The organism is Moorena sp., from assembly GCF_982860115.1.
In genome coordinates, this window is sequence record NZ_CEYLVT010000010.1 from 1 (window position 1) to 24529 (window position 24529).

21 protein-coding genes are annotated in these 24529 nt (G+C 44.0%); 8 read left to right on the top strand and 13 right to left on the bottom strand.

Translation table 11 applies throughout. The annotated features are described in order from the left end of the window. Positions 1 to 263 precede the first annotated feature (263 nt). Both AC4II3_RS03125 and gyrA read right to left on the bottom strand, forming a co-directional pair. The gene (locus AC4II3_RS03125) at positions 264 to 830 is read right to left on the bottom strand and encodes a Uma2 family endonuclease (protein ID WP_488009974.1); all 567 of its coding nucleotides are present in this window, start codon (positions 828 to 830) and stop codon (positions 264 to 266) included. A 109-nt stretch (positions 831 to 939) separates the two neighbouring features. Continuing rightward, the gene (gyrA, locus tag AC4II3_RS03130; protein WP_488009972.1) at positions 940 to 3570 is read right to left on the bottom strand and encodes a DNA gyrase subunit A; all 2631 of its coding nucleotides are present in this window, start codon (positions 3568 to 3570) and stop codon (positions 940 to 942) included. Positions 3571 to 3911: 341 nt separating this feature from the next. Here gyrA and AC4II3_RS03135 point away from each other — a divergent pair, with 341 nt between their 5' ends. Both AC4II3_RS03135 and AC4II3_RS03140 read left to right on the top strand, forming a co-directional pair. After that, complete coding sequence (locus AC4II3_RS03135; RefSeq protein ID WP_488009970.1) at positions 3912 to 4052, top strand: hypothetical protein; 141 nt, start codon at positions 3912 to 3914, stop codon at positions 4050 to 4052. A 76-nt stretch (positions 4053 to 4128) separates the two neighbouring features. Further along, on the top strand, positions 4129 to 5046 hold the full coding sequence (locus AC4II3_RS03140) for a histone deacetylase family protein (RefSeq protein WP_488009968.1): 918 nt from the start codon (positions 4129 to 4131) through the stop codon (positions 5044 to 5046). Positions 5047 to 5282: 236 nt separating this feature from the next. Here AC4II3_RS03140 and petL read toward each other — a convergent pair whose 3' ends face one another. Next, entirely contained in the window at positions 5283 to 5381 is a 99-nt protein-coding gene (gene petL, locus AC4II3_RS03145) for a cytochrome b6-f complex subunit PetL (protein ID WP_070395182.1), read from the bottom strand. A 144-nt stretch (positions 5382 to 5525) separates the two neighbouring features. On the opposite strand from petL, the gene AC4II3_RS03150 reads away from it, so the two are divergent. Both AC4II3_RS03150 and AC4II3_RS03155 read left to right on the top strand, forming a co-directional pair. Continuing rightward, positions 5526 to 6263, top strand: coding sequence for a hypothetical protein (locus AC4II3_RS03150; protein ID WP_488009966.1), 738 nt, complete (start codon positions 5526 to 5528; stop codon positions 6261 to 6263). 401 nt (positions 6264 to 6664) lie between these two features. Next, positions 6665 to 6946, top strand: a complete 282-nt coding sequence (locus tag AC4II3_RS03155) for a YiaA/YiaB family inner membrane protein (protein WP_488009964.1) — start codon at positions 6665 to 6667, stop codon at positions 6944 to 6946. A gap of 159 nt (positions 6947 to 7105) precedes the next feature. Here AC4II3_RS03155 and AC4II3_RS03160 read toward each other — a convergent pair whose 3' ends face one another. Both AC4II3_RS03160 and AC4II3_RS03165 read right to left on the bottom strand, forming a co-directional pair. After that, positions 7106 to 7525 carry a helix-turn-helix domain-containing protein gene (locus tag AC4II3_RS03160; protein WP_293117132.1) on the bottom strand — a complete coding sequence of 140 codons (420 nt, stop codon included), beginning with the start codon at positions 7523 to 7525 and terminating at the stop codon, positions 7106 to 7108. Between the two features lie 438 nt (positions 7526 to 7963). Continuing rightward, a complete protein-coding gene (locus AC4II3_RS03165) occupies positions 7964 to 8221 on the bottom strand; it encodes a hypothetical protein (RefSeq protein WP_488029156.1) in 258 nt (85 codons plus the stop codon). A gap of 521 nt (positions 8222 to 8742) precedes the next feature. On the opposite strand from AC4II3_RS03165, the gene AC4II3_RS03170 reads away from it, so the two are divergent. Further along, positions 8743 to 12174, top strand: coding sequence for a HEAT repeat domain-containing protein (locus tag AC4II3_RS03170; protein ID WP_488029157.1), 3432 nt, complete (start codon positions 8743 to 8745; stop codon positions 12172 to 12174). Between the two features lie 387 nt (positions 12175 to 12561). Further along, on the top strand, positions 12562 to 13923 hold the full coding sequence (locus AC4II3_RS03175) for a phophatidylserine decarboxylase associated domain-containing protein (protein ID WP_488009957.1): 1362 nt from the start codon (positions 12562 to 12564) through the stop codon (positions 13921 to 13923). Positions 13924 to 14379: 456 nt separating this feature from the next. Here the strand turns inward: AC4II3_RS03175 and AC4II3_RS03180 are convergent, their stop codons facing one another. From AC4II3_RS03180 to AC4II3_RS03190, 3 genes are read right to left on the bottom strand one after another with little or no spacing between them, the layout of a single operon-like run. Continuing rightward, positions 14380 to 14823 carry a ferredoxin gene (locus AC4II3_RS03180; RefSeq protein ID WP_488009955.1) on the bottom strand — a complete coding sequence of 148 codons (444 nt, stop codon included), beginning with the start codon at positions 14821 to 14823 and terminating at the stop codon, positions 14380 to 14382. Continuing rightward, positions 14823 to 15209, bottom strand: a complete 387-nt coding sequence (locus AC4II3_RS03185) for a DUF1257 domain-containing protein (protein WP_293080899.1) — start codon at positions 15207 to 15209, stop codon at positions 14823 to 14825. Before AC4II3_RS03185 ends, AC4II3_RS03180 begins: the two co-directional genes overlap by 1 nt. Positions 15210 to 15248: 39 nt before the next feature. Further along, the gene (locus AC4II3_RS03190; RefSeq protein ID WP_071108026.1) at positions 15249 to 15458 is read right to left on the bottom strand and encodes a DUF2997 domain-containing protein; all 210 of its coding nucleotides are present in this window, start codon (positions 15456 to 15458) and stop codon (positions 15249 to 15251) included. 460 nt (positions 15459 to 15918) lie between these two features. On the opposite strand from AC4II3_RS03190, the gene bioU reads away from it, so the two are divergent. Next, positions 15919 to 16959 (top strand): (S)-8-amino-7-oxononanoate synthase BioU, encoded by a 1041-nt coding sequence (bioU, locus tag AC4II3_RS03195; protein WP_293080896.1) that lies wholly within the window; start codon positions 15919 to 15921, stop codon positions 16957 to 16959. 6 nt (positions 16960 to 16965) lie between these two features. Here bioU and AC4II3_RS03200 read toward each other — a convergent pair whose 3' ends face one another. From AC4II3_RS03200 to AC4II3_RS03220, 5 genes are all read right to left on the bottom strand, one after another. Next, complete coding sequence (locus AC4II3_RS03200; protein WP_488009952.1) at positions 16966 to 17109, bottom strand: hypothetical protein; 144 nt, start codon at positions 17107 to 17109, stop codon at positions 16966 to 16968. 72 nt (positions 17110 to 17181) lie between these two features. Further along, entirely contained in the window at positions 17182 to 17829 is a 648-nt protein-coding gene (locus tag AC4II3_RS03205; protein WP_488009950.1) for a hypothetical protein, read from the bottom strand. A 4-nt stretch (positions 17830 to 17833) separates the two neighbouring features. Further along, positions 17834 to 19051 (bottom strand): type II secretion system F family protein, encoded by a 1218-nt coding sequence (locus AC4II3_RS03210; protein ID WP_488009948.1) that lies wholly within the window; start codon positions 19049 to 19051, stop codon positions 17834 to 17836. 62 nt (positions 19052 to 19113) lie between these two features. After that, positions 19114 to 20232, bottom strand: a complete 1119-nt coding sequence (locus tag AC4II3_RS03215; RefSeq protein ID WP_293112645.1) for a type IV pilus twitching motility protein PilT — start codon at positions 20230 to 20232, stop codon at positions 19114 to 19116. Positions 20233 to 20344: 112 nt separating this feature from the next. After that, complete coding sequence (locus tag AC4II3_RS03220; protein WP_488009946.1) at positions 20345 to 22351, bottom strand: GspE/PulE family protein; 2007 nt, start codon at positions 22349 to 22351, stop codon at positions 20345 to 20347. Between the two features lie 1239 nt (positions 22352 to 23590). On the opposite strand from AC4II3_RS03220, the gene grpE reads away from it, so the two are divergent. Further along, on the top strand, positions 23591 to 24385 hold the full coding sequence (gene grpE / locus AC4II3_RS03225; RefSeq protein WP_488006652.1) for a nucleotide exchange factor GrpE: 795 nt from the start codon (positions 23591 to 23593) through the stop codon (positions 24383 to 24385). The last annotated feature ends 144 nt before the right edge of the window (positions 24386 to 24529 follow it).

Genomic DNA, 24529 nt, shown 5'->3' on the forward strand with positions numbered 1-24529 from the left:
TTTTAGGTTTTAGGTTTTAGGTTTTAGGTTTTAGGTTTTAGGTTTTAGGGAGCAGAGACCAGGGAGCAGGAAAGAGGGAAGTCGGAAGTGGGAAGAGGTAAAAAATAATGTGTACCTCATAGCTATGATAAACGCTATATATCTATCTAGAATTTTAGTTGATATGTCAACCTATAATTGATATAAAAACAGATAAACTTTAAACTTGGTGCAAGATATGAGTTTAATACTTCATCATTAACAATTAGTGATTAACAATTAGTCTAAGCTAGCAAGACTTGTTCAACTGTCAAAGCTAACTCGGGAAATGTTGGTGATTCAATCTTTTGATTTCCTGTAAATTCTGTCAAATCATAAAATCCATCAACTAAACGCAAAACCGAAACCTTAGACTTCATTGGATCAACAATCCAATATTCAGGCACTTCCCGGACTGCGTATTCAGAACGCTTGTAGCGGTAATCATCTTGGGGATTACCTGCACTGACAATTTCTACTGCTAGTAGTGGTGCTGATTCCAGCACCGCTGATGACATGGAACGGATAGCTTGCCGCTGACTTTCTGAGATAATGACTAAATCAGGAATTCTAGATTTATTCTCAGCTATGCGAACCCCAAGATTACCAGGCATAACCACCCAATCTAAACTAACCCTCTCAATTTCTCTATCAAATTGCTTGAATAAAAAAAGCATAATCAGGGCATGTAGTCCACTAGCAGGTGGCATAGCAATAAGCTCTCCATTAACAAGCTCATACTTATTGTCAGTGTCATCATGGTAGGAAAGATACTCTTCAAATGTGTAAAACTTTTTGGCAGTTTGAATCATTTGATTTGCCTCCTAGAGCACTGGTTTATTAGTGTAGTTAAGGTGGGTTTTGTTGACGGTTAACCGTCAACCGTCAACAAAAACCTATTGTAGGTTTATTTCTAGTGGCCTATTTTTCTGAATCTACTGACTCTTGCTGCTCTTCGGTTTGTGGCTCTTCGGTTTGTGGCTCTTCGATTTCCGGCTCTTCCATTTCTTGCTCTTGATCTGAGATAGGTACTAAAGCAACCGCTGCGATCGCATCTTCATCATCTAACTTTTGCACTCTGACCCCAGTTGCCATCCGGGATTGGGGAGAAATAGCATCAACAGCTTGACGAATGATAATCCCTCGACTAGTGACTATCATCAATTCATCCCCTTCATTAACTACCTGTAGGGCTGCCAGTTGGTCTTTGGGTAAACGGAATTTGGTTGAGCGAACTCCCATACCCGCACGGTTTTGTAGCCGGAATTGGGATACCGGTACTCGCTTGCCATAGCCTCCCATGGTGACAATTAATACCCAAGGACCCTGAGCCGCTGTTTCCACCATCTCAGAATCACTAAGGTCTTCTGTCTCTTCCTCTGAATCCTCAGTAGCAGCTAGACTAGCGATGATTTGACCGGACAAAATATCCATACCGATTAATTCATCATCACCCTTGAGTTTCATAGCCTTAACTCCTCTGGTCGCACGACCGAGGGGGCGGAGTTGATCATTGTCACACTTGAAGTGAATTGCCATGCCATGACGAGACCCAATTATGATGCTGTCTTCTTGCCTAGCACGAAGTACCCACCGCAACTGGTCTCCTTCCCCGAGGGAAATAGCAATTAATCCATTCGCCCGAATTTTGCTGAAAGCATCTAGAGCAGTTTTCTTGATGTAACCCTTATGGGTTAACATGACTAGATATTCATCATCCGTAAATTCAGATACTGGTACAATAGATGTAATTTTTTCTTCGTGGGGAATGGGTAACATCTGCACAATCGGTACCCCCCTGGCGGTGCGAGATGCAGCGGGGATTTGGTAGGCACGCAGAGAGTAGACTACACCGCGATCGCTAAAAAATAAAATGCTATCGTGGTCGCAGCAAGTGAAGAAATGCTCTACCTCATCATCATCTTTGATCCTGGCAGCAGCTTTACCACGAGTTGCCCGAGCTTGAGCTCTAAACTCATCCACAGGCATGCGTTTGATATACCCTTGCTCAGTCAGCAGAATCACAGCTTTTTCATTAGCAATCAGGTCAGTATCATCTAGTTCCCCTTCAACCTGTTGAATTTGTGTGCGGCGTGGTGTGGCAAAGCTCTGTTTCAGTTGCTGGGCTTCAGTTTCAATAATCTCCAGGATGCGACTTCGGCGAGCTAGGATATCCCTTAAATCGGCAATCCGAACTTGTAATTCCTCATGCTCAGCTTGAATCTTTTGGGCTTCCAAAGCAGTCAGACGGCGCAGCTGCATTTGCAAAATAGCATCAGCTTGGGCTTCAGATAGACTAAATTCTGTAACTAATTGTCCTCGTGCTGTAGTCGTATCCGCCGCCCCCCGAATCACCGCAATCACAGCATCTAAGCTATCTAGGGCAATTAGTAACCCTTGCAGTAAATGATCCCGTTCCTCAGCTTTGCGCAATTGATATTGAGTCCGTCGGGTAATGGTTTCAATGCGGAAATCCAGGAAAACGTTTAAGAACTGCTTTATGGTCAGCAACTGGGGTTCATTGCCCACCAGGGCTAGCATATTTGCTCCAAAATTGGTTTGGAGGGGGGTTTGCTTGTACAGATTATTCAGGACAACTTTGGGATAAGCATCGCGCTTTAGTTCGATTACGATGCGCATGCCATTGCGATCGCTTTCATCCCGAATATCGGAAATGCCATCAATGCGCTTATCATTAACCAATTCAGCAATTTTTTCGATTAAGCTTGCCTTATTGGTTTGGTAAGGTAGCTCAGTAATAATAATGGCTTCCTTGTCTGGACGACCTCGTTGCCCAATCGTTTCAATTTCTGCCACACCTCGCATGGTGATAGAACCCCTACCACTCGTGTAAGCATCTTTAATACCCGATGTGCCTAAAATCTGTGCCCCAGTGGGGAAATCTGGACCAGGGATATACCGCCGTAACTCCTTATCAGTGATTTCGGGATTATGGATCAGGCCAACTAAGCCATCCACCAACTCTCCCAGGTTATGAGGGGGGATATTGGTTGCCATACCCACAGCAATCCCCGATGAGCCGTTGAGTAGTAATTGGGGAATCCGTGCCGGTAAGACAGTCGGTTCTTGTTGGGAACCGTCAAAGTTATCAACGAAGTCTACAGTTTCTGACTCAATGTCCCGGAGTAGGGCATTGGTAGCGATCGCTTGCAAGCGGCACTCTGTGTAACGCATTGCCGCTGGGGGGTCGTTGTCTACGGAGCCAAAATTTCCATGACCATTAATTAGAGGCGATCGCATGGAGAAATCCTGAGCCATGCGCACCAAAGCGTCATAAACAGCAGTATCCCCATGGGGATGATACTTACCCAACACTTCCCCTACCACACGAGCGCATTTCCGGAATGGACGGTCTGGGCTTAATCCCAGCTCATGCATGGCATAGAGAATTCTTCGGTGTACTGGCTTGAGCCCATCCCTGGCATCTGGTAATGCCCGACCTACAATAACGCTCATAGCGTATTCTAAGTAAGACCGGGACATTTCGTTCCGCAAATTTGTCGGGACAATGCGTTCTTGGGATGTACTCATAGTTGGACAAACTCCCTTATTATCGAGGATTTTGCTAAATAAATCGGTTAAAATCTCTTAAAAGAGGCTTTTAACACGTTTTTTTTTCAAATTTGGCTGGTTATTTTTAAATTTTAACACAAAATCTAGACTATAGCCGCTAACAGAACCACAGGCAAGGCTTAGACAACGAGCAGATTCGCGCTTCTTGTGCAAAAATTATGGGAAAAAGACAGAAAATTTCCTAGGGTAGCTTAGAAAATTAACCTGTTCTTGTTCATGTTGACTGGCGGTTCATACCACCAGGTTGTTTTCCTACCCTGACAAAACGTCAGAGGTTCCCAACAACTAAGGAGTTTTTGATGAAACTATCCTATGTTTTGATCGGCTTAGCTATTTTTGCCTTCGTTTTGAGACCAGATTTAATCCCTGTCTCCCTCGCTCTAGCTATAATCGGCTTTGGTGTCGTGTTTGGTATGTTTAGGGATCACCTGATGAAGTAATCAGCCAGGTTAATTTATTCACAAGTACCTTGCTCTGAAACGTTTTTCCATCATTTTGGCTGAATCGTGCTATACTATGTTGCCTGTCATTTACTCCGATGAGTTTCTTGAACACGATAACGGTCGGTTTCACCCAGAACGACCAGAACGTTTAACTGCCATTGTGGATGCCATCAAAGCTGCACCTTGGGCTGACCAAATTAAGTGGCAGTTACCGACAGCGGTGGAAACTCGTCGAGTGATGCCCCTAGTACAACAAATTCATAGCCAGCGCTACATTGAGACAGTTGAAGAAATCGCCTTGAGTAATGGTGGCAGGTTAGATGCGGACACAGGGATATCCCCCCGCAGTTACGACGTTGCCCTACTCGCCGTTAGTGCTTGGCTAGATGCGGTAGATCAAGTCCTCACTACCAATAATTCAGCCTTCGTTCTAGCCCGTCCCCCTGGTCATCATGCTGAACGTCAGAGAGGGATGGGGTTTTGCTTATTTTCCAATGCTGCGATCGCAGCCTACTATGCCTTAGAGCAATCGGGAGTCGAACGAGTTGCCATCCTAGACTGGGATGTTCATCACGGCAATGGCACTCAAGATGTTGTGGAACGAGATGCTCGCATTGCCTACATCTCCCTTCATCAATCCCCTTGCTATCCTGGTACAGGCCAAGCCAGTGAACAGGGGTTTCACAATAATGTCCTCAATCTTCCCATGGCACCAGGCAGCACCTTAGCAGATTACCAGCCGATGTTTGAAGAGAAAGTGATGCCATGTTTAACCAAATTTCAGCCAGATTTATTGATTGTCAGTGCTGGTTATGACGCTAATGCCGCCGATCCCTTGGCAAATATTGCGTTGCAGCCAGAAGATTATGGGTTATTTACCAACTATTGTCTGCAACTAACTCGTCGGATTGTTTTTGGTTTAGAGGGCGGGTATGAACTCACTGCTCTAGCTCAGTCGGTGGTAGCAACAATTGAAGCGTGTTTGGCTTAGAAAGTTGATATGGGTAAGTATTCAGTCATCAGCAGTCAGCAGTCAGCAGTCAGCAGTCAGCTGATAGCTGATAGCTTACGATATGGCTAATTATAGATAGTTATAAGTAGAGTTTGCTAATTAAAACTTGATAACGATAGAGTTTTATGTATAGCGCTATAGTAGGCGGCGATAGTCAAAACAATTAAATGTTTTAACTCGCCATACTGCCTTGATGATCTTGGAAACAAGAGTAGTTAGATCAACTTAACTGCTCTAAGTCCAAAAAATAGAGTCAGAGCCACAACAGTGGCACCAGCTAGAAGTCCAAAGTAAGCGATCGCTGCAGAGATCATAGTATCCCCCGAAAATTCAATAGTTTAATAATATTACCTAATTTTACCTCATATTGACTGTTATTCCTCAGAGCAATAGTCAAGCGTCAATAGTCAACCGTCAACCGTCAACCGTTAACCATTAACCGTCAACAGTCAATAAACATGGAAGACAATCAATTTTTTATTTTTGTGTGGCGCTTTAATGCGATTCTTATTCTGGTTGCCGGATTGCTGGCAATACCAGCAGCTTTCGCTTCTTTGGCTTCTGTTGCTATGCATAGAATAGTCAAAATTACTAGGAGAAACCGGCGGACTATTAACGTTGTTAATGTCAATCATAACGATAGATCAAAGTCTCAAAAAAAGTTTCAAAAGTTGCAAATCGGTGATTTTATAGAAGTTGATGGCACAACCTATATAATGCTACAGCTGTACTATACCCAATCCTATTCTGCTAAATCTACAAGTTCAACTATAAACTATTTGTTTTTGGATAGTGAAACAGGTACAAGTAAATGGCTCTTTGCTAATAATGACTATTTAATTAAGAGCTTTAGGTTCATTTCAGAAACTAATAATACAAATAATACTGGTGAATCTATATCACAAGTTCGCGCCGTTTTATACCAGCTTATGAAACAAGATACTAATGGTGATGGAAGATTAACAAACGAGAATGGTATGACAATAGCATTTACCCATTACAATGGTAATGACTATCAGGAAGTTATAACTGGAGTAGATAGATTTTTGGGTTACAAGGTTATCAACGCAAATAGCCTATTAATTGTGTACAAGCGGGATGGGATTGTTTATTCAGCAAAGGTTTCTCTAGATAATTTCGCTCTCTCCAATGAAAATGAAATCGCTAAATACGAAAAACTTACCTCTGTAAGCTAAACTCTCCTGTTCTTTCTTCTTCTCGTCCCAAACCAACCACACTTCCCACACCCCCGATCAGCTCACCTTAAAATCAGAAATCGTCTCAATCCATACCCGTGCTCCATAGAAGTAGGGCGGGGTAGTTGATCAGAGATCCAGACAATGATCGCTTCTACGCCACTAGTAGTGGCTATTGCCAGTCGTTGGTTTTTGTAAACTAAATCTTTTGTTGACTAAGCTCCTGCTCTGTATCCACCTATTTTACCTACATGGCTCTTGCATCTTGCCTTACCCGTAGCGCTATAAATGCTATTGTATGCCGATCAAAAAACCGTCATTGCTCTCAACTTACCAGACAATAGGCTTTGTATCATCAAAATTAAATTGATTAATATTATTGCGCTTAAAGGTTTAGTAAAATGCAAGAAAGATTTAGTAACCAAAGCCATAGTACAGGTTGGGTAATTCAATCTTGGGCATCTTTTGTTATTTCTGTTTTTGCCATGGGTATTGGCATTGCGAATTTGCCAGGAGATAACTGGATTAAAGGTTACTTAGGCATGGGTTTAGCCTTCTCTGTTGGTTCTAGCATCAACATCGCGAAAACCACAAGAGATATCCATGAATCGAAAAAATTAACCTCCAAAGTTGAAGAAGCTAGAGTTGAAAAACTACTGACTGACCACAACTCTATCCATTAATATAAAGTCTATCAGCTTAAGCGCTACGCGCACGCTACGCGAACAGTTACTAGCTATTTTTAATCAGCTATCAGCTATCAGCTATCAGCTATCAGCTATCAGCTATCAGCTTCTGGCCAATGGGTGATCGCTGACCGCTGACCACTGACCGCTGACCGCTTAGGCAATTACCTTAAAATCAGAAATCGTCTCAATCCATACCCGTGCTCCACAATGTAGGGGATTATCTGGGCGATACATGACCCGACAAGGGCCATTGACTTCCACAGTGTGACCGTAAGTGTTTTTAGAGCCACGTTTGACGGTAATCACTGGATTGCGTTCGCCGGTCTTGAGATTTTGGCGAATCACTTTCTGATTAACGTGGATGACCGCCTTCGTATAATTTGTACGCTTTGACCAATTCCGCTTCGGTCCGCGAGTGCCAGGGGTAACTACTGGCATGCCATCAAATAAGGGAATCACCCAAGTTCTACCGACCTTATAAGCTCCTTTGACTCTGCCCTTGCTCAACAGGAAACGGACGCGAGTGGCAGAGATACCTAGTAATTCAGCAGCTTGTGCGGTAGAAATCATCATGGCGGTAAAACCATTGCTTTAACGATATTGTTATATTAACACGATTTCCGAAAAGATGCAAAGGTATCGAAAGGGTGTAAAGGGTTGTAAGTGTGGAAGGTTAGAAAAACTATTGCATTGTCGCAAGTCTTTGGTTGGTGCGTTACGGGGCGACTTTAGCCGCGAAGAAGTTGAACATCAAACTAAGCCCGCCCCTAACACACCCTACGCAACATCTCCCCGATTCCCTAATCAAAATAAAAAAAATTCGGTCAAGTTCTGGTTAATTCCAATCCTTGACCGAATTTTTTCTTGTAATAGTCAAGAACCCTAGGATCCTTGACTATGTGTTCACCAAATCAACAACATACTAACTTAGATTTTAGAATTCAGACGTCGTACTTTCTCCTCAGTTTTTGACCTGTGGCCAGGGATTCAAATCCCTGGCAACTTGCTATCTTAATCTACCAACAGATGTCGAATCAAAATACTGATCACCTCACCAGAATTTCCGACAGGTTGAGGAGTGCTCCACTCATGAACTTGGGCGTAGCCACGGCTATAAAGATTATAGATTGTGACCCGCACAGTTTTGGGAGAACCGATCAATACATGTTTGATTTGCTCCCGTCCTGGCTGAGGTTGGCCAAATAATTCAGGGAGATTAGGATTGTTGGGATTATACTCAAAATTTGGGAGAAAGTTTTCGATGTCCATAATTTTTTTTGCTGTTGTATTTGTGACATTTTTATGGTAATAATAATTATTTATCTTGTCAAGTATTTTTGTTTTTTTTGTGATATTTATTTTTCGTAATGGGGTATATATAAAAAAAAATAGATTAGTATTTTTGTTTTTTTACTGATGTTTTTAATTAGCGATCGCGTAGCGTAGCCTAAGGCGAATCCATAGCGCCTATTTCAGAGCATCATATTTTTTTATCAATTCTAAATTCTAAATTCTAAATTCTAAATTCTAAGCAGGTGCACAAAATTAATTACACATTTTTCAAACCTCAAAGCCTTACAATGTAAGGGTTACAGAGATTGGTAGTAGGAAATTAATTTTGTTTAGGTGCTTATCGTTTATACTAATAGTATTGAAATACCTAGTATTTTTTACCTGCTCCCTGCTCCCTGCTCCCTGCTCCCTACTCCCTGCTCCCTGCTCCCTGCTCCCTGCTCCCTGCTTCCTAAATTGCTATAATTAAACCTATCGAACATAATTACCTATAAATTATGGCAGTATTGTCCCTTTTGGCTAGTTTAGAACTATCGAAAGTAGCGTCACCGTTGTTAGGTATTATTGCGGGACAAGCAGGGAAGCATATAATTAAATCTCTGAGTAAAAGCGATATCGAAAAAGCCATTAAAGCGGGAGCAGAAGCGGTTGATGAATGGGACAAACAACTGGATAATCAACAGCGCTTATTTTTTCACGCTCCCCCGGATGGCTGGAAGGGAGTTAATCGGTTTTTGAACGACTATTTTACTCATTCTGCTGTTGTGGCGGAATTACAGAAACCGTTACTTAATCAAGGGAAGCCAGACCGGGAGATTTTAAGCACCGTATTTCAACAAGAAGCTGACGCCAAGACTATTAAACTAAATCAAGACAGTCTCAAGCCTTGGATAGAGACATTTATTAATGCGTATTTTCAGCACACGGATACTTATATAAAATTTCAGGTAGCTAAAGGGGATTATAATCAACAGTTAGCTAACTGGTTTGATGATGTCAAATTTGCTGGCATTGCTGTACCTGGGCAAGAAGTAGAAAAATCGGAGAAGTTAGCTCAGATTTTTGTAATGCCAGATGTAGTGGAAGACGTATCAACTGCTGGCGCTTGGGAGCAGGAGTTGTTAGCAGCTGGTAGTGGAGAAAAACCGGAAAGGCTACTATTGGAAAAGACAACTGGCCGAAAATTATTAGCTCAGCAGTTATTGAATCAAAATCAGTCGAGACGAGTAGTAATCTTGGGTGCGCCAGGCTCCGGTAAAACCACCTTGATGAGCTATTTTGCGGTAATGTTAGCTCAGCAAAATCCTGAGGTTTTAGGATTAGATCGTGATACCGACTGGCTACCGATTTTAATCAGGATGCGAGATTTTGCCAGACATCTCGATAAAAGCGTGATCGACTATGCTCGGATATTTGCGGAAAAGACCATGTCAGTGAAACCGTTACCAGTGGGATTTTTTGAGCATTGGTTGTCTGATGGTAGAGCGTTGATATTGCTGGATGGTTTGGATGAAGTAGCAGATGAGGCTAAACGCCATGATGTAGTCAAGCGCATCGAGAATTTTTTAGGACAGTTTGATAGAAATCGCGCTATTATTACATCTCGCCCTGCTGGTTATCGGCGCGACTTTTTCCGCACTGAGGAATTTCCCCACTATCAAATTCAACCCTTTGATGACCAGAAGATTTCAGCTTTTATTGATAACTGGTATAACAGTCGTTTTCAAGACAAAGCAGAAGCGGAAAGGTGGAAGCATAGTTTACGAAAGGCGCTGAATGATAATGACCGGATTACCTTGTTGGCACGGAATCCCTTATTGTTGACAATTATTGCATTAATCCATCGGTATCAAGCGGTATTGCCCAAAGAACGGTTTGAGCTTTATAATTGTGCCGTCAAAACCTTGTTAACCTCTTGGGATGCTAAGAAGGAAATCCGTTATAGATTAATATTTAAGTATCTAGATTTGTATGATTTGCGCCGATTGATGGAATTGTTGGCTTATTGGATTCATAGCCAAGGAAATAGTGACGATAACGAAGGCGGCACCATTATTAATAAAAAAGATTTGATTGCTCAGTTGAGTAAAGAGATTAAAACCTTGAAGCAAGTACAGTTATATCAAGCTAAAGAAGAAGCAGAAGCATTTGTAACCTTGATTCGCGATCGCACGGGTTTATTGAATGAGCAGGGGCAAGATTGTTATGGGTTTGTCCATAAGACGTTTCAAGAATACTTGTGTGCTGAAGAGATTAACTATCAAGCAGAAAATGAGTATGATTTTGGAATTGTTTTGAATCATATTAAAGAGCATTTACATGACTCCCACTGGCGCGAAGTGTTATTATTGTTGATAGCACAACAAAAACCGAAAAATGCGGCGAAGGCGATTCGGGCAGTATTGACTAATAATAGTAACTATGAGCAATGGTTACATCGGGATTTGTTATTTGCTGGTAATTGTTTGGCAGAAGACCCGAAGAATTTGCGAGGTGCTGATCGTGCCTTAGTGCAAGAGATTTTAGAGCGGTTGGTTGAGTTGGAGGTGAGTAGTGAGGAGCGGGTTGGGGAGAGGGTTTACGAGCAGATTGATCAAATAATTTGTAGTTTCTATGAAACGGATTTTCAAGCACAGGTATTGGAATTGTTGAAAGAGCAATCAAATTTAATTGATGAAGAACGATTGCTCAACTATCGAGGCGAGTTAGGGGAAAAGGATCAGCTAATTACAACATGGCTGGCACGGCTTCAGGATAGCCATCTTCTAGTGCATTCGAGGGCAGCCGAAGCCCTGATCAATTTGGGCAACAGCTCAGAACCCTTGCTTAACGGCCTGCTAGAACTGATTGAGCATGAGAAGGTTTATGTGCGTCTGATCGCAGGCTATGCCTTGGGCAAATTTGGCAACAACTTAGAAGACGTGGTCAAAGGCCTCCTAGCACCATTTCACTTTCCCTATTATTTTGTGCGTCTTTGTGAATTGGGTGTGGGTGTCTTGGACATATTGGGAAACAATTCAGAAACCTTAGTCAACGCCCTCCTAGTAATGCTTAAGAATGATGACTATGATGACTATTATGTGCGTGGAAATGCAGCTGATGTCTTGGGCAGATTGGGAAACAACTCAGAAACTGTACTCAGCGCTCTTCTAGAACGGCTAATGGATCATGAGTCTTCTGTGCGTGTCAGAGCAGCCGATGCCTTGGTCAAATTGGGCAACAGTTCAGAAACTGTAGTGAGCACCCTTCTAGCACTGCTTCAGGATGATGATTCTGATGTGCGTGGGGATGCAGCCAAAACTTTGGTAGATTTGGGCAACACCTCAGAAACTGTAATCAGCACCCTCCTAGCACTGCTTCAAGATGATGATTCTTTTGTGCGTGGGAATGCAGCGACAGCCTTGGGCAATTTGGACAACAGCTCAGAACCCGTAGTCAGCGCCCTCCTAGCACTGCTTCAAGATGATGATTCTTTTGTGCGTGGGAATGCAGCGACAGCCTTGGGCAATTTGGGCAACAACTCAGAAACTGTAGTCAGCACCCTCCTAGCACGGCTAATGGATCATGAGTCTTCTGTCTGTGGGGATGCAGCCATAGCCTTAGGCAGATTGGGAAACAGCTCAGAAACCGTAGTCAAATCCCTCCTAGCACAGCTTCAGAATGATGATTCTGGTGTCCGTGGGAGAGCAGCCGAAGCCTTGGGCAAATTGGGAAATGGCTCAGAAACCGTACTCAACGCCCTACTACCACTACTAAAGGATGATACGTCTTTTGTGCGTGGGAATGCAGCCGATGCCTTGGGCAAATTGGGCAAAACATCTAATCATGTGCTCCCTACCGTGATTGAATGGATTGAACAACACCAAGATTCCGACTATGTGGGCAGAGGTATTGATGCTCTGTGGGATTTGGTGGTAGGACGGCAATAGGGAATCGGGAGTCGGGAGTCGGGAGTCGGGAGTAGTAAGAAAGAGAGCCAAAGAATTTTTGATATTATTACAAATAAAGATATTGCTGTGCTATAATAATATATTTTCCATTTTTAAGGTATTGTTGTTGTTGGATGCGATCGTGTAGCGTGACCAAAGGTCTATCGCATTGCTGATCATCCTACTAATGGAATCAGTTTTGAAGGACGCGATCGCATTTCACCTTTCCCTAAAGACCTCACGGAGTTATCACCCCCTCAGCGTTAAAATTTAAAGGTTATTTTAACCCAGAGGTGCTCGTCTCAGAGTTGACATAGACGGCAACTGTCCCTAGACTCACTATCGGAGCTAGAGCTTCACAAATTTGTGATTTCAGGGAGTATCTAGATGATCAATATCTTACAGATCCTGCGTGTTGCTGCTGCAGTACGCCATGGTGGAGAACTCACTTCAGACGACCGGGATCAGGCTATTGAGATTATCGACTGGCAACGGGAGGTTCTACAGTTAGCAGAAGAGAACCCCGAACCCTTACGACCTTCAGTGCGGGCTTTGTCTGATTATCTCAGCTGTCATACTAATGATGCTATTGCCCGTATGTATGCCAGCATGATGATCGAAGAATTCATTGAGGGGGTGATTGAGTACTTGGGTGTAGAGCCCAGCTTTACAACAGTTGAACAATGGCTGGTATGTATCAACTACGTGATTCAACGAGCACCTGAGTATAAAGGACAGCACTTTCCGATGTCCAAGCTGTTCGTGTTTTTTATGTACGCTCCTTCTGGGGCGACCTTATTTCGCCTCAAAGAATTTAATGTTCTGTTGACAGCCGTGCTGCAAGGGTGGTGTGATTATCTAGACTCTCCGGATTCCAGAACAGTTCTCAACCCAAACCAAGACCTTGAAGCTTCAGATGGTTGGCTGTCTCTAGAAGCCCAAAATGAGTTGTGCCTTGAACAGTGCGTAAACTATGCCAATAAAGATAACCCCGATATGCCCTACTGGGGGTTCAAGTCCTATAATGACTTTTTCCACCGGGAGTTAGACCTCGATACATACCGACCTGTTGATAGCCCGGATGATGACACAGTAATTGTATCACCTAATGACGGTACTGTTTATCGAATTGCTTGTAATGTCAAGTTATGCGACAGGTTTTGGAGCAAAGGTCAGGAGTATTCCCTGATTGATATGCTCCAGGGTAGCCCATACATAGAAAGTTTCATTGAGGGTGATGTTCTACAGTCATTTCTTGATGGCTCTGACTACCATCGTTGGCACGCACCAATTAGTGGTACTGTTCTAGAAGCCCGTGTGATTCAAGGCTTGACCTTCAGCGAATTACGCTCAGAAGGATTCGATATAACTGCGGGAACTTTATCTCAAGGCTACCAAGCTATGGTTAATACCCGGGGGTTAATCGTGATTGAAAATCCCACAATTGGTAAAGTAGCGGTTTTACCGATTGGGATCACAGAAATTTCCTCAATTACAATCAATGTTAAAGTAGGTCAATCCTTAGCAAAAGGTGAGGAACTGGGATACTTTAGTTATGGTGGATCAACTCTGGCCTTAGTGTTTCAAACCGGTATGATCAAAGAATTCATTGCCCAGGAACCTGACCAGAATCTAGTGTTGCCGTCTTTAGGTAAAAGCGAAGGCAATCCTAATTGTAAAACTGAGGAGACCTGTCAAGCCAGCGATGGCTGTTTACGAGTACGCTCTCAAATTGCGGTAGCCAATTAACTGAATTCTTACCTTCAGGCGTCAGCTGTCAGCGGTCAGCTTACTTAAAATAAACCTCGTGGCACAGGCTTGATTGTGGCACAGGCTTGGACGCTGTGACCGATAAGCTGATAGCTTACGTAGGGAGCAGGGAGCGTTAAAAGGGTGGTAAGGGTGGAAAGTAAGTAGAAGTATCCAAACCTTGATTATACCTCATAACTAAGAGAAACGCGCTGATCATGCTACTAATGGAATTAGTTTTGAAGGACGCGATCGCATAGCGTGACCAAAGGTCAATCGCGTAGTGGCTCAATGCTCACGCATCGCATTTTCCCTGCTCCCTGCTCCCTGCTCCCTGCTCCCTACTTCCTAAAATCCAACCATTGCGATCAAACAACATAAAACCCTCAACAGCTCTAAGCCATCGAGGATTTGGTAATATTAAAAGCTGAAAGCTGATGGCTGATAGCTGAATGCTTACCTTTTTTTCCTACGCTTCCTTGCCAGCTTCCTTTCCTTAATTTTGGCAGCAACAATACTCCGGTCAATGGGCAATCCTGCTCTAGGAATTACCTGATATTGTCGCTCTTGTTCTAGATTTTTAAGCTTAGTGTAATCAACCCAGTGGATACAATCTACTGGACAAGTGTCTATCGCTTCTTGTATCACGTCTTCTGGGTCGCCATCTTGCCGAAAAACCCGGGATCTACCGTGGTCGGCTTCCATATAAAACGTATTTCGAGCGACGTGGGCGCAGTGTTTACAGCCAATGCAGGTAATTTCATCAACGTAAACACCTTTTTGTCGCAGAATACCCCCTAGCTCTGGCTCAAAACCAGACCGCTCTGGAGCATCTCGAAAGACACCCCCTAACTCTGGTTCTAAACCCGAACGCTCTGGCGTCGGTGAGAACTCAGACATTACGCGCTCCAGCGTTGTACCACTAAACGAATTGAACCATCTTTATTATCTTGTTGCTCAGCAACCTCAAAGCCTTGCTTAGCAGTTTCCTTAATTACTGTGTTGTAAGCGTAACGCTGGGTTACCCGTTGTAGGAAACCATCTACAGACCAAGGCTGTTGCCAATACTGAAAATCAGCAACAAGTTCGTAGGCGTTACCATTCCAACTAAAACCGATGTCGTAGTCATTCTCTTGCTCAATCACTACTTCAGCAGTGCGAGTTTGACCTTGATAACCGCGCACAGAGCTAGGACCAGATTGCCAATCAATCCCTAAGTCACTTAAAGCAGTTTCTAAGGATGAACGGTTACGGATTTGGGTTTTGATAGTGCTGAAATGAGACATGTTTGGTAATTAAACGAATTTACTAACTGGAACACAAATTTACCAATGGCTAACCGTAGCTTGAGTTGTCGCTGTTGCGGACAGTTCAAGCTTTTGGTCGAAGTAATCTGATGTTTTCTCAACAGATACGACTCGTCCTAGCTGAGCTTCAATAGCAGCTGTTACCTCTGCGCAAGAGGCTCCGATGATCCCAGTGACTTTTTCCTGGACTCGACCATCTGGATAAATGACAAACTCTAATGTTTCCATAGTCGCCTTAGTGCTCGGTTTATGCCTATTTAGAGGTTGTGGCACCGGTTGTTGCACCTGTCCAGGAGTATGTAATCCCGGATTGATATCACACTACGCATTAAGGTGTTTGACATTGATACAAGCAGCAAAAGTAGTTCTACTAAACTATTGCCTATTGCCTCTTGCCTATTGCCTTGCGCGTAGCGCTATATCACTGATCACTGACCAGTGCTATAGCTGGTCACTAATCAAATGATAATAATTTAGATCATGGCGCAAACAACATTAACATAAGTTTATAGTAAATCGAGTGTTTACTTTAATATTTTGTAAGTTTCTCGTAACTTTAGGGAATAGTCAAGGGGTGGTATAACCCAAAAATGGTTTGTTAACAAAATCTAGAGAATATAGGGGACTGGGCAAACTATCAAGTATGAAGTATGAATTATGACAGTTCGGCTAAACAGTCTATAAAGTTATGAGTGAAACGCAAGTCAGAGGTGTAAATAACCCCAAAACCGCCAATCCCAATGGATTAGAGCGAATCAGAGTAGGGGTTTTAGGCTTTGGGGGATTAGGTCAAGCGGCTACCAGAGTGTTAGCTCCTAAGGGAGAAATGCTTTGGGTAGCAGCAGCTGACCGTAAAGGTTATGCGTATGACGCGGCTGGGCTAAATCCTGAGCGTTGTATCCAGACCTACCAATCTCAAGGTTCTTTAGGTTATCTAGAACCAGGTGGCACCTTAAGTAGCAACAGTATCGAAGACTTAATCCAAAACGCGACAGTAGATGGATATTTCCTAGCACTGCCAAATTTACCGAATACTTTTATGGCATCGGTGGTTAAGCAATTTATTCAATCGGGTTGGCAGGGAGTGTTAGTAGATGCTCTCAAGCGCACTAGTGCTCTAGAACAACTGTTGCAACTCCAAGATGAATTGCAAGCCGCTGGAATTACCTATATGACTGGCTGCGGTGCTACACCAGGACTATTGACCGCTGCTGCTGCGATCGCATCTCAAAGCTATGCCGAGATTCACAGTGTCAAGATTACCTTTGGGGTAGGGATTGCTAACTGGGAAGCCTATCGAGCCACCATTCGAGAAGATATTGCTCACCTTCCCGGTTATGATGTAGAACGAGCCAAAGCCATGAGTGATGCTGAAGTCGAAGCCTTATTAGATGAAACCAAAGGCATCATCAGCCTAGAGAATATGGAACACGCTGATGATGTGATGCTGGAACTAGCAGGGATTTGCTCACGCGATCGCGTTTCTGTTGGTGGTGTCGTTGATACCCGCAATCCTAAAAAACCCCTCAGTACCAATGTCCAAATCACCGGTCGCACCTTTGAAGGTAAGATTTCCACTCACACCTTTACCCTTGGTGATGAAACCAGCATGGCTGCTAATGTTTGTGGTCCCGCCTTTGGCTATCTAAAAGCAGGAGTTTCCCTACATCACAAAGGGATTTATGGTCTATTGACTGCTGCTGAAGTCATGCCCCAGTTTGTGAAATAGTCGGTTTTAGGGAGTAGGGAATCGGGAATCGGGAATCGGGAATCGGGAATCGGGAATCGGGAATCGTGCGTAGGGTGCGTTAGGGGCGGACTTGCTATGATTTTCCGCCTCAACGCCCAGGTTGGGATAGTCCGCCCCGTAACGCACCACCTCTATTCTGTCTATAGGTATTAAAAACGCTATAATAGGATGTTGGGATAACTAACATTGATCAAAATCTCCCTATTTCCCCATTTCCCCATCTCCCCATTTCCCCATCTCCCTATCTCCCCATCTCCCCATCTGCTTACCCTCTTCAACTAAGCTGGATGTTTCCTCCTGTTCCAGATTAATCGCATCGGTCGTTTGTAGCACAAATGGTAGACTAGCCCCTAGTAAACCTCGCTGAATCCGTTGGGGTGTCTCTGGGAAAACCACAAACAAGGGATAGATACGATTTACGCCATCACTGAGAATGTGTTGATAGCCAGGAGGCATTAGCCATTCATAGTCTTTGTCTAGTAACACTTGGGTCTGACGCCAGCGACTGAGCAAGTCAGAGAAGTCTTCATGGGGACGATGGATGAATAGAACAATCTCTATCTCCATCTTGATTTTCCATTCGGGATCGCACATTACCATAGCTAGATCACAGGGTAAAGCTACAGTTTCGGTGATCGTGCCATGGCTGACACTTTTATGCCCTAAGGAGGATGGCGAGTGGCGAATTCTCACCACTGGCAAGGGAATGGTGATCACACTCTCATAAGGTCGGCGCATACTAGGAATCATTTCCAGGTAAGGTCGATAGGATTTCAGGAGTGCGATCGCACCATCATGGTTACTATACTCTGCTAGCCAAGCTTCGTAATCAGATTTCTGAACAGGCATCGAATTAGCCCATAGTTTCAAACACTTTAAACATTGGTAGATACATAGATATCAAGATCACACCAACCATGCCTCCCAAAACCACAATCATAATTGGTTCCAAGATACTAGTTAGTGCTTTAACCGCTTGCTCCACTTCATCTTCATAGAAGTCAGCAACTTTCATCACCATAGAATCCAACTCACCCGTCTCTTCACCAATACTAATCATTTGAATTGCTAAAGGAGGAAAAATGTTTTCTCGTTGTAAAGCCAGACTAATCATCCCACCCTGTTGAATCTCATTTTTAGCTGAATTAATAGCATTAGAAATTACCTGGTTACCCGCTGTATCTCTGACAATATCTAAGGAATTCAGGATCGGTACTCCCGAACGAGTTAAGGAGCCAAAGACTCGGCAAAACCGAGCTACGGAGCCTTTTTCATTCAACTCACCAAACAGAGGCATTTTCAACTGCAAACCATCAATTTGCAACTTACCCATGGGGGTTTTGTAGTAATACTTGAAAGCTGTATATAAAGCAGCTACAACAACAATAGGAATCAGAACTTTCCAACTTCTGAGTATACCGCTCAACCATAGCATAAATCGGGTTAAAAGTGGCAATTCTGTTCCTAAATCTTGGAATATTCCAGCAAAGATTGGGATCAGAAACATTGTCATTGCCAGAAAAACCAGTAGGGCTAAAAATCCTACCACACTAGGGTAAGCCATAGCTGATTTGATTTGGTTTTGCAGGCGATTCATATCTTCGAGCAGCTTAGCTAATCGGTTGAGCACTTCATCAAGTACACCCCCAACCTCCCCAGCCTGAACCATACTCACATAAAGATCATCAAAACAATCTGGATGGTTACGCATGGCTTCCGATAGATTAGTTCCTTGTTGAACCTCGGTACTGATGTTCATCAACGCCTTTTTCAGCTTAGGATTAGAACACTGTTCCCCTAATACCCCAAGACATCGGACGATAGCCACACCAGCATTAACCATAGCGGCAAACTGACGAGAAAAGACTGCTTTGTCTTTGATCGTGACATTGGTAAATTTTTCAGAAAGGCCTGATAGGCTAAAGTCAATATCTATGCTTTTCTTGACGCTGCCAACAGCATCATACCGATGTTCTAGCATGGTGCGGGCTTGTTCAGGAGTAGCAGCGTCAATTTTTTCTTTTTTGGATTTGCCTGATTTGTCCCGAACTTTAGCAATAAAAGTAGGCATGGCTTTTTTCTAGATTAAGTCTAATGGAAAGTTTGATGGTAGCAGTCGGTCCTTTCTCTAGACTAGCGGGTCGCCTTTGCTCTACCGCCCTTAGAATTCATCCCTGCAGAACCAGCAACGATACGTTGCAATTCATCCGGTTTAGAACTTTTACTAAGTCCTGCTTCCAAAGAGATCAAGCCAGATTTCACCTGACCCGCTAAAGCTTGTTCCAGGGTCTGCATTCCCAATTTCACACCGGTTTGGATAGCAGAGTAGACTTGAGACGTTTTTCCTTCCCGGATCAGGTTAGAAATAGCAGGTGTCACTACCATGATTTCCTGAGCCATCGTCCGACCAAACTCACCGGGTTTAGGATTTTTCTTCGGTACTAGACATTGACTAAATACTGCAATCAAAGAGTTAGACAGCTGAGCTCGTATTTGAGCTTGCTGTCCAAATGGAAACACATCAATGATCCGGTCTACGGTTTGAGCAGCTGAGTTAGTGTGTAGTGTTCCAAATACCAAGTGACCAGTTTCAGCTGCGGAAATAGCGAGACCAATAGTTTCCATATCCCGCATTTCACCCACCAAAATCACATCCGGGTCTTCCCGCAGTGCCCCCTTCAGAGCATTGGCAAAGGTCTTAGTATCTTCACCTTTTTGACGTTGGTGAATCAAGCTCTTGATGTTAGGAAACACATATTCTATCGGGTCTTCCACTGTCAGAATATGTTCTGCCCTTGTGCGGTTAATTAAATCAATCATGGCTGCTAGGGTAGTAGTTTTCCCAGAACCAGTCGGTCCGGTGACCAATATCATTCCCCTTGGTCGTTCACTCATCGACCGCACCACATCCGGTAAACCCAATTTGTCAAAATTAGGAATCTTGGAAGACAACGCCCTCAAGCAAGCCGCATAGCAACCCCGTTCTTTGTAAACATTGACACGGAAACGAGCCAACCCCTTGACACCATAGGAACAATCAAGTTCCCAGTTTTGCTCCAATTCCTTACGCTGTGAATTGTTAAGCATACTGAAAATCAATCGCTGACAGGCTTGAGGGTTCAAGGCTTCGTCATCGATGGGTTGGAGTTTACCACTGACGCGGAAGTAGACTGGCGCACCCGCTTGGATGTGCATATCTGACCCCCCCATCTCGATCATCTGCTCCATCAAGTCTTCAATCATTAGTTCCATAATGTTGTCTCCCTTAAAAACCTCAGTAGTAGTTATTGATTAGACCTGAGTGAAAATAAAATAGCCAATTGTTAATTTTTACTTTAAAATTAACAAGAAACTAATAACTAAATTAATTTTGGAAACGCGGTGTCATACAGTAAGGACAGTCTAGCCACTCCGGCTGCAATTGAGCTGAGCAAGTGGTACAGGTTAGAGAACTCTTGCGCTTAGCTTTCATTTCTGTCTCTAAGCCGGAATCAGTAAAGGTTACTCGTTCCACTTCTTCAAAGGTGGTATAACCTTGCTGTACCAAATTCAAGCTATAGGCTAATATCGTGATCATCCCTTCCTCTACAGCAGCTTCCTTAATCCTCTCCGTGGGAGCCCCTTGGTTGATTAAGCCTTGCAGGTTCTCAGTGATGCGCATCACTTCATAAACACCAACCCGTCCTTTGTAACCAATACCATTACAGGTTTTACAGAGTGTACCTTGTGTCCTAGCTTCAGCAATTTCCTCCGGTGTTAGGGTATTGGCGCGATAGACGGTAATCTCGCCATCTCTAGAAGCTGACAGACCATAGCGCGCTAGTTCTGCAGAACTTGGTTGGTAAGAAATGCGGCAATTAGAACAAACACGCCGCATCAATCGTTGAGCCAACACTCCCAGCAAGGCACCGGAAACCATGAAGGGTTCAACACCCATTTCATCTAAACGAGCGATCGCACCAGCCGCATCATTAGTGTGTAGAGTAGTCAATACTAGGTGACCAGTCAAAGCTGCTTCAATCGCGGTTTTAGCTGTTTCTTTGTCTCGGGTCTCACCCACCAGAATCACGTCCGGGTCTTGGCGCAGAAAGGCTCGTAGAATTGAGGCAAAATCCATGCCTTTTTCCCGAATAACTTGCACTTGGGTAATCCCAGGTAACGAATACTCAATCGGGTCTTCTGCAGTACTAATATTCACCCCAGGATCATTACGTTCTGCCAGAATTGAATACAAGCTGGTTGATTTCCCCGATCCCGTTGGACCGGTCACCAATATTAATCCAAAGGGACGCTTAGCCATTTCCCTGACCAATTCTAAGGTGTCTGGGTCTGTGATCAACTTATCCAACCCCAACTGGGTGGATTCGTTATCTAGGATCCGCAGAACCACCTTTTCCCCATAACGACTGGGCAAGGTATTGACCCGAAAGTCAACTTTGCGCCCCTGGAACATACGCCGAATTTTACCGTCTTGGGGTAAGCGTCTTTCAGCAATGTCGAGATCTGCCATGATTTTGAAACGAGCCGCCACCGCTGTATGTATTCGCTGGGGTAAGGCATCAAAGGCTTGACGCAGTACCCCATCTTTGCGATAGCGCACCCGCAACTGCTCCTCTTGGGGTTCGATGTGAATGTCAGAAACCCCTTCTTGTAAAGCCTTAGCCAGGATTTTGTTGACCAGGTTGATGATCGGAGCCCCCCCTGCCTCATTCAAAGACGAATCTAGGTCTGCTTCTGCTTCCTCTGGGGCATCCTGTAAAGTATCGAATGAGCCTAAATTCTCTAAATCCTCCTTTACATCTACGGATTTTTGTTGATCTAGTTGCTTTTGCCGTGCCAACTGATCGTCAAGATACTGACTAATGATTTGCTGATAGTCTTCCTTAGTGATGACCATCCGTTGCAACTTGATTCCCTGAGGTCGTAGAATCCGATTCAAATCATCCTGGGCTTCTAGATCATCAGGAGAAACCATTGCCACCAAAACCGATGGTGGCTCAGTTTCATGCTTAGATATGGGTAGCAGGTGATAGCGACGGCAAATATCAATGGGAATCAGGGTTTCGATCAAGCCACCGACTTGCTGAGTAGAAATATCACTAATTTCCGGATCTAGAGACTCAACACCAAACAGAACTTTCAGTTCAAACAACTGCTGTTTCTTGTATTGGCGGATCAAATCAGGTGGTAACTGACGTCCGGTCATTGCTTCGATGACTTCCGTCAGGGGTCTTCCGGACTTGCGAGTTTCCAGCCAAGCTTGCTGCATCTGGTCAACATTAACGTAACCAGCCTGAATAAGTTTATTACCAAAGGGAGAAAAATCGTTACGGACTACTAGGGCGCGTCGTTGAGATGAGGAGTAAGTCATGACGGAATAGGAGCTCTCCTTACTTTACACAGTATTCCCAAAAGCCTTATGTTAACTTGCATCGGAGTGGTTGCCACTCCATTATTTTTACCTTTTAGTTATATTCACGGACTCGGATAATTTCTCGTAGCTAAATATAGGATTATACATCATAAAAACTAAGCCAACTCATTCGCTGTATAATTCTTATGGAAATTCTCACAAGCCAAAACCCCGTGTTTTTAAACCACCGGATGTAGGCTCGCAGAGACTTTAGTCGCCTAGAAATATTTTTGTCAAAAGGTTGACAATACCCTCGCGCTATAGTAATATGAAGATATGGGTACAGGCTGAGAATCCGTTCGCGTAGCGTGGCCTTTGGCCTTGGCGCAACCGGGAGAGAGACCCGCCACTGCAAGGGCGTTAAAGTAGAAATGCCCGGAGGGTAGGGAAAATCCTCCTTTCTTGATGCAGCGCGGTCTTGGGGGTTTCCCCCAAGACCGCGCTGCATCGCTAAAAACCCAATCATCAATTAAACGTTGGTGTGTGAACCCAGCAGAATCGCATTTTGAGAAAAGAACGGTACGGCGGGGTTAGAAGTTACCGTAAGAAGAGTGGAGCCTTTATAGTTAGTCGGCTATGAGTAACAAGTTTTAATCTTTTTGATTAAGGCTCCACTCTTCTAAGGTTTCGTCTCCGGCACGCCGGAACCAGGTGAAACAGGGAAGCAATGGACTTCATAAGGCACTTCTCAAAAAGTAACTAAACGCTATCGCGAGACTAGCCCGCTGGGTATGCACGTGAACTGAACTAGAATCTTGGTCTTGACGGGGTTCAGGTTTAGATATTGCCATTTGGACACGGAGGTTTAAGGCCGGTCGTAGATCTAGGAATCCCCGTCTTTTTAAAGCGGGGAGTGTCAACATCAAAACATTCAACTATGCAACAAGGCCAGCAAACTGAAGTAGCACCATCAAAGACAGTCCGTGGAAAAACCACAGTAGGTGGCGAGCGTAAGCGTACAGGCCATAAGGATCTGATCGGCGACCCTGCCCAAGACCCGCATTCTTGCTGATGGAGGCCGTGGAAGACCACACAGTTGAGGTAAGTGTAAGGTCGCAACAACTCTCAATCAGGTTAGAAAGCCATGCTATAGTCTTAGACTGAACCTGGTTAGTTTAAAAAATTTGCTGGAAAATTGGATGGCTAGTAAGAATTAATAGATAAACTAGCAGTCTATTGAATTGGGATGAGTGGAGCATGATTGACGAAGCAAAACAGTCAGATAACACTTCGCATGAGACAAACGAAGAGTCCACTACGGTACTCGAAGACAATCGTGAGGCGGAAGTGGTAGCCGTAGCATCTGACTCAGATGTTAACCCTGAAGCAGCACAACCAACTGAATCCCCTGCGGCTGTTGCATCTGAGTCAGAGTCGGTAGACCAAGAAGCCCAGACCGAGGTAGCTCAAGCAGCTACCGATGAATCACCTAAGGAGGACGATTCCAAAATTATAGAAACCATCAAGCAGGAAAATGAGGCTCTGAAAGCTCAACTAGAAGAGCGAACTCAGCAATGTGACTCCTTTAAATCTCAATACATCCGGATTGCGGCAGATTTTGAGAATTTCCGTAAACGGTCAACTAAAGAGAAAGAAGACTTGGAACATCAAGTTAAAGGAAACACCATCACTGAGTTATTGTCAGTAGTCGATAATTTTGAACGGGCGCGCACCCAAATTAAGCCTCAAAATGATGGGGAAATGTCGATTCACAAAAGCTATCAAGGTGTTTATAAACAGCTGGTAGACAGTCTCAAGCGCCTTGGGGTTGCTGCGATGCGACCCGAAGGGCAAGAGTTTGACCCCAATCTCCACGAAGCGGTTATGCGAGAACCAACGGATGACTATCCAGAAGGAGTAGTGATAGAACAGCTAATGCGGGGTTATTTACTTGGGGAGCGGGTGTTACGTCACGCTATGGTGAAAGTAGCTGCTGCCGCAGAACCACAGGAAACCTCAGAAGCTCAGAAATCTGCTGAGGCAGAAAATTAGCTGCCATTGAGTGGTTAACCTTCCTTTGGTGTCAGTCTCTGACCATCCTACGAAAAGGGACGAATGCACCAAGGGAAGTTCTATTATTTTGACCAACTCAACAAAAAATCAAACTAAAATAACTTAACATAACCGTTAAGCCGC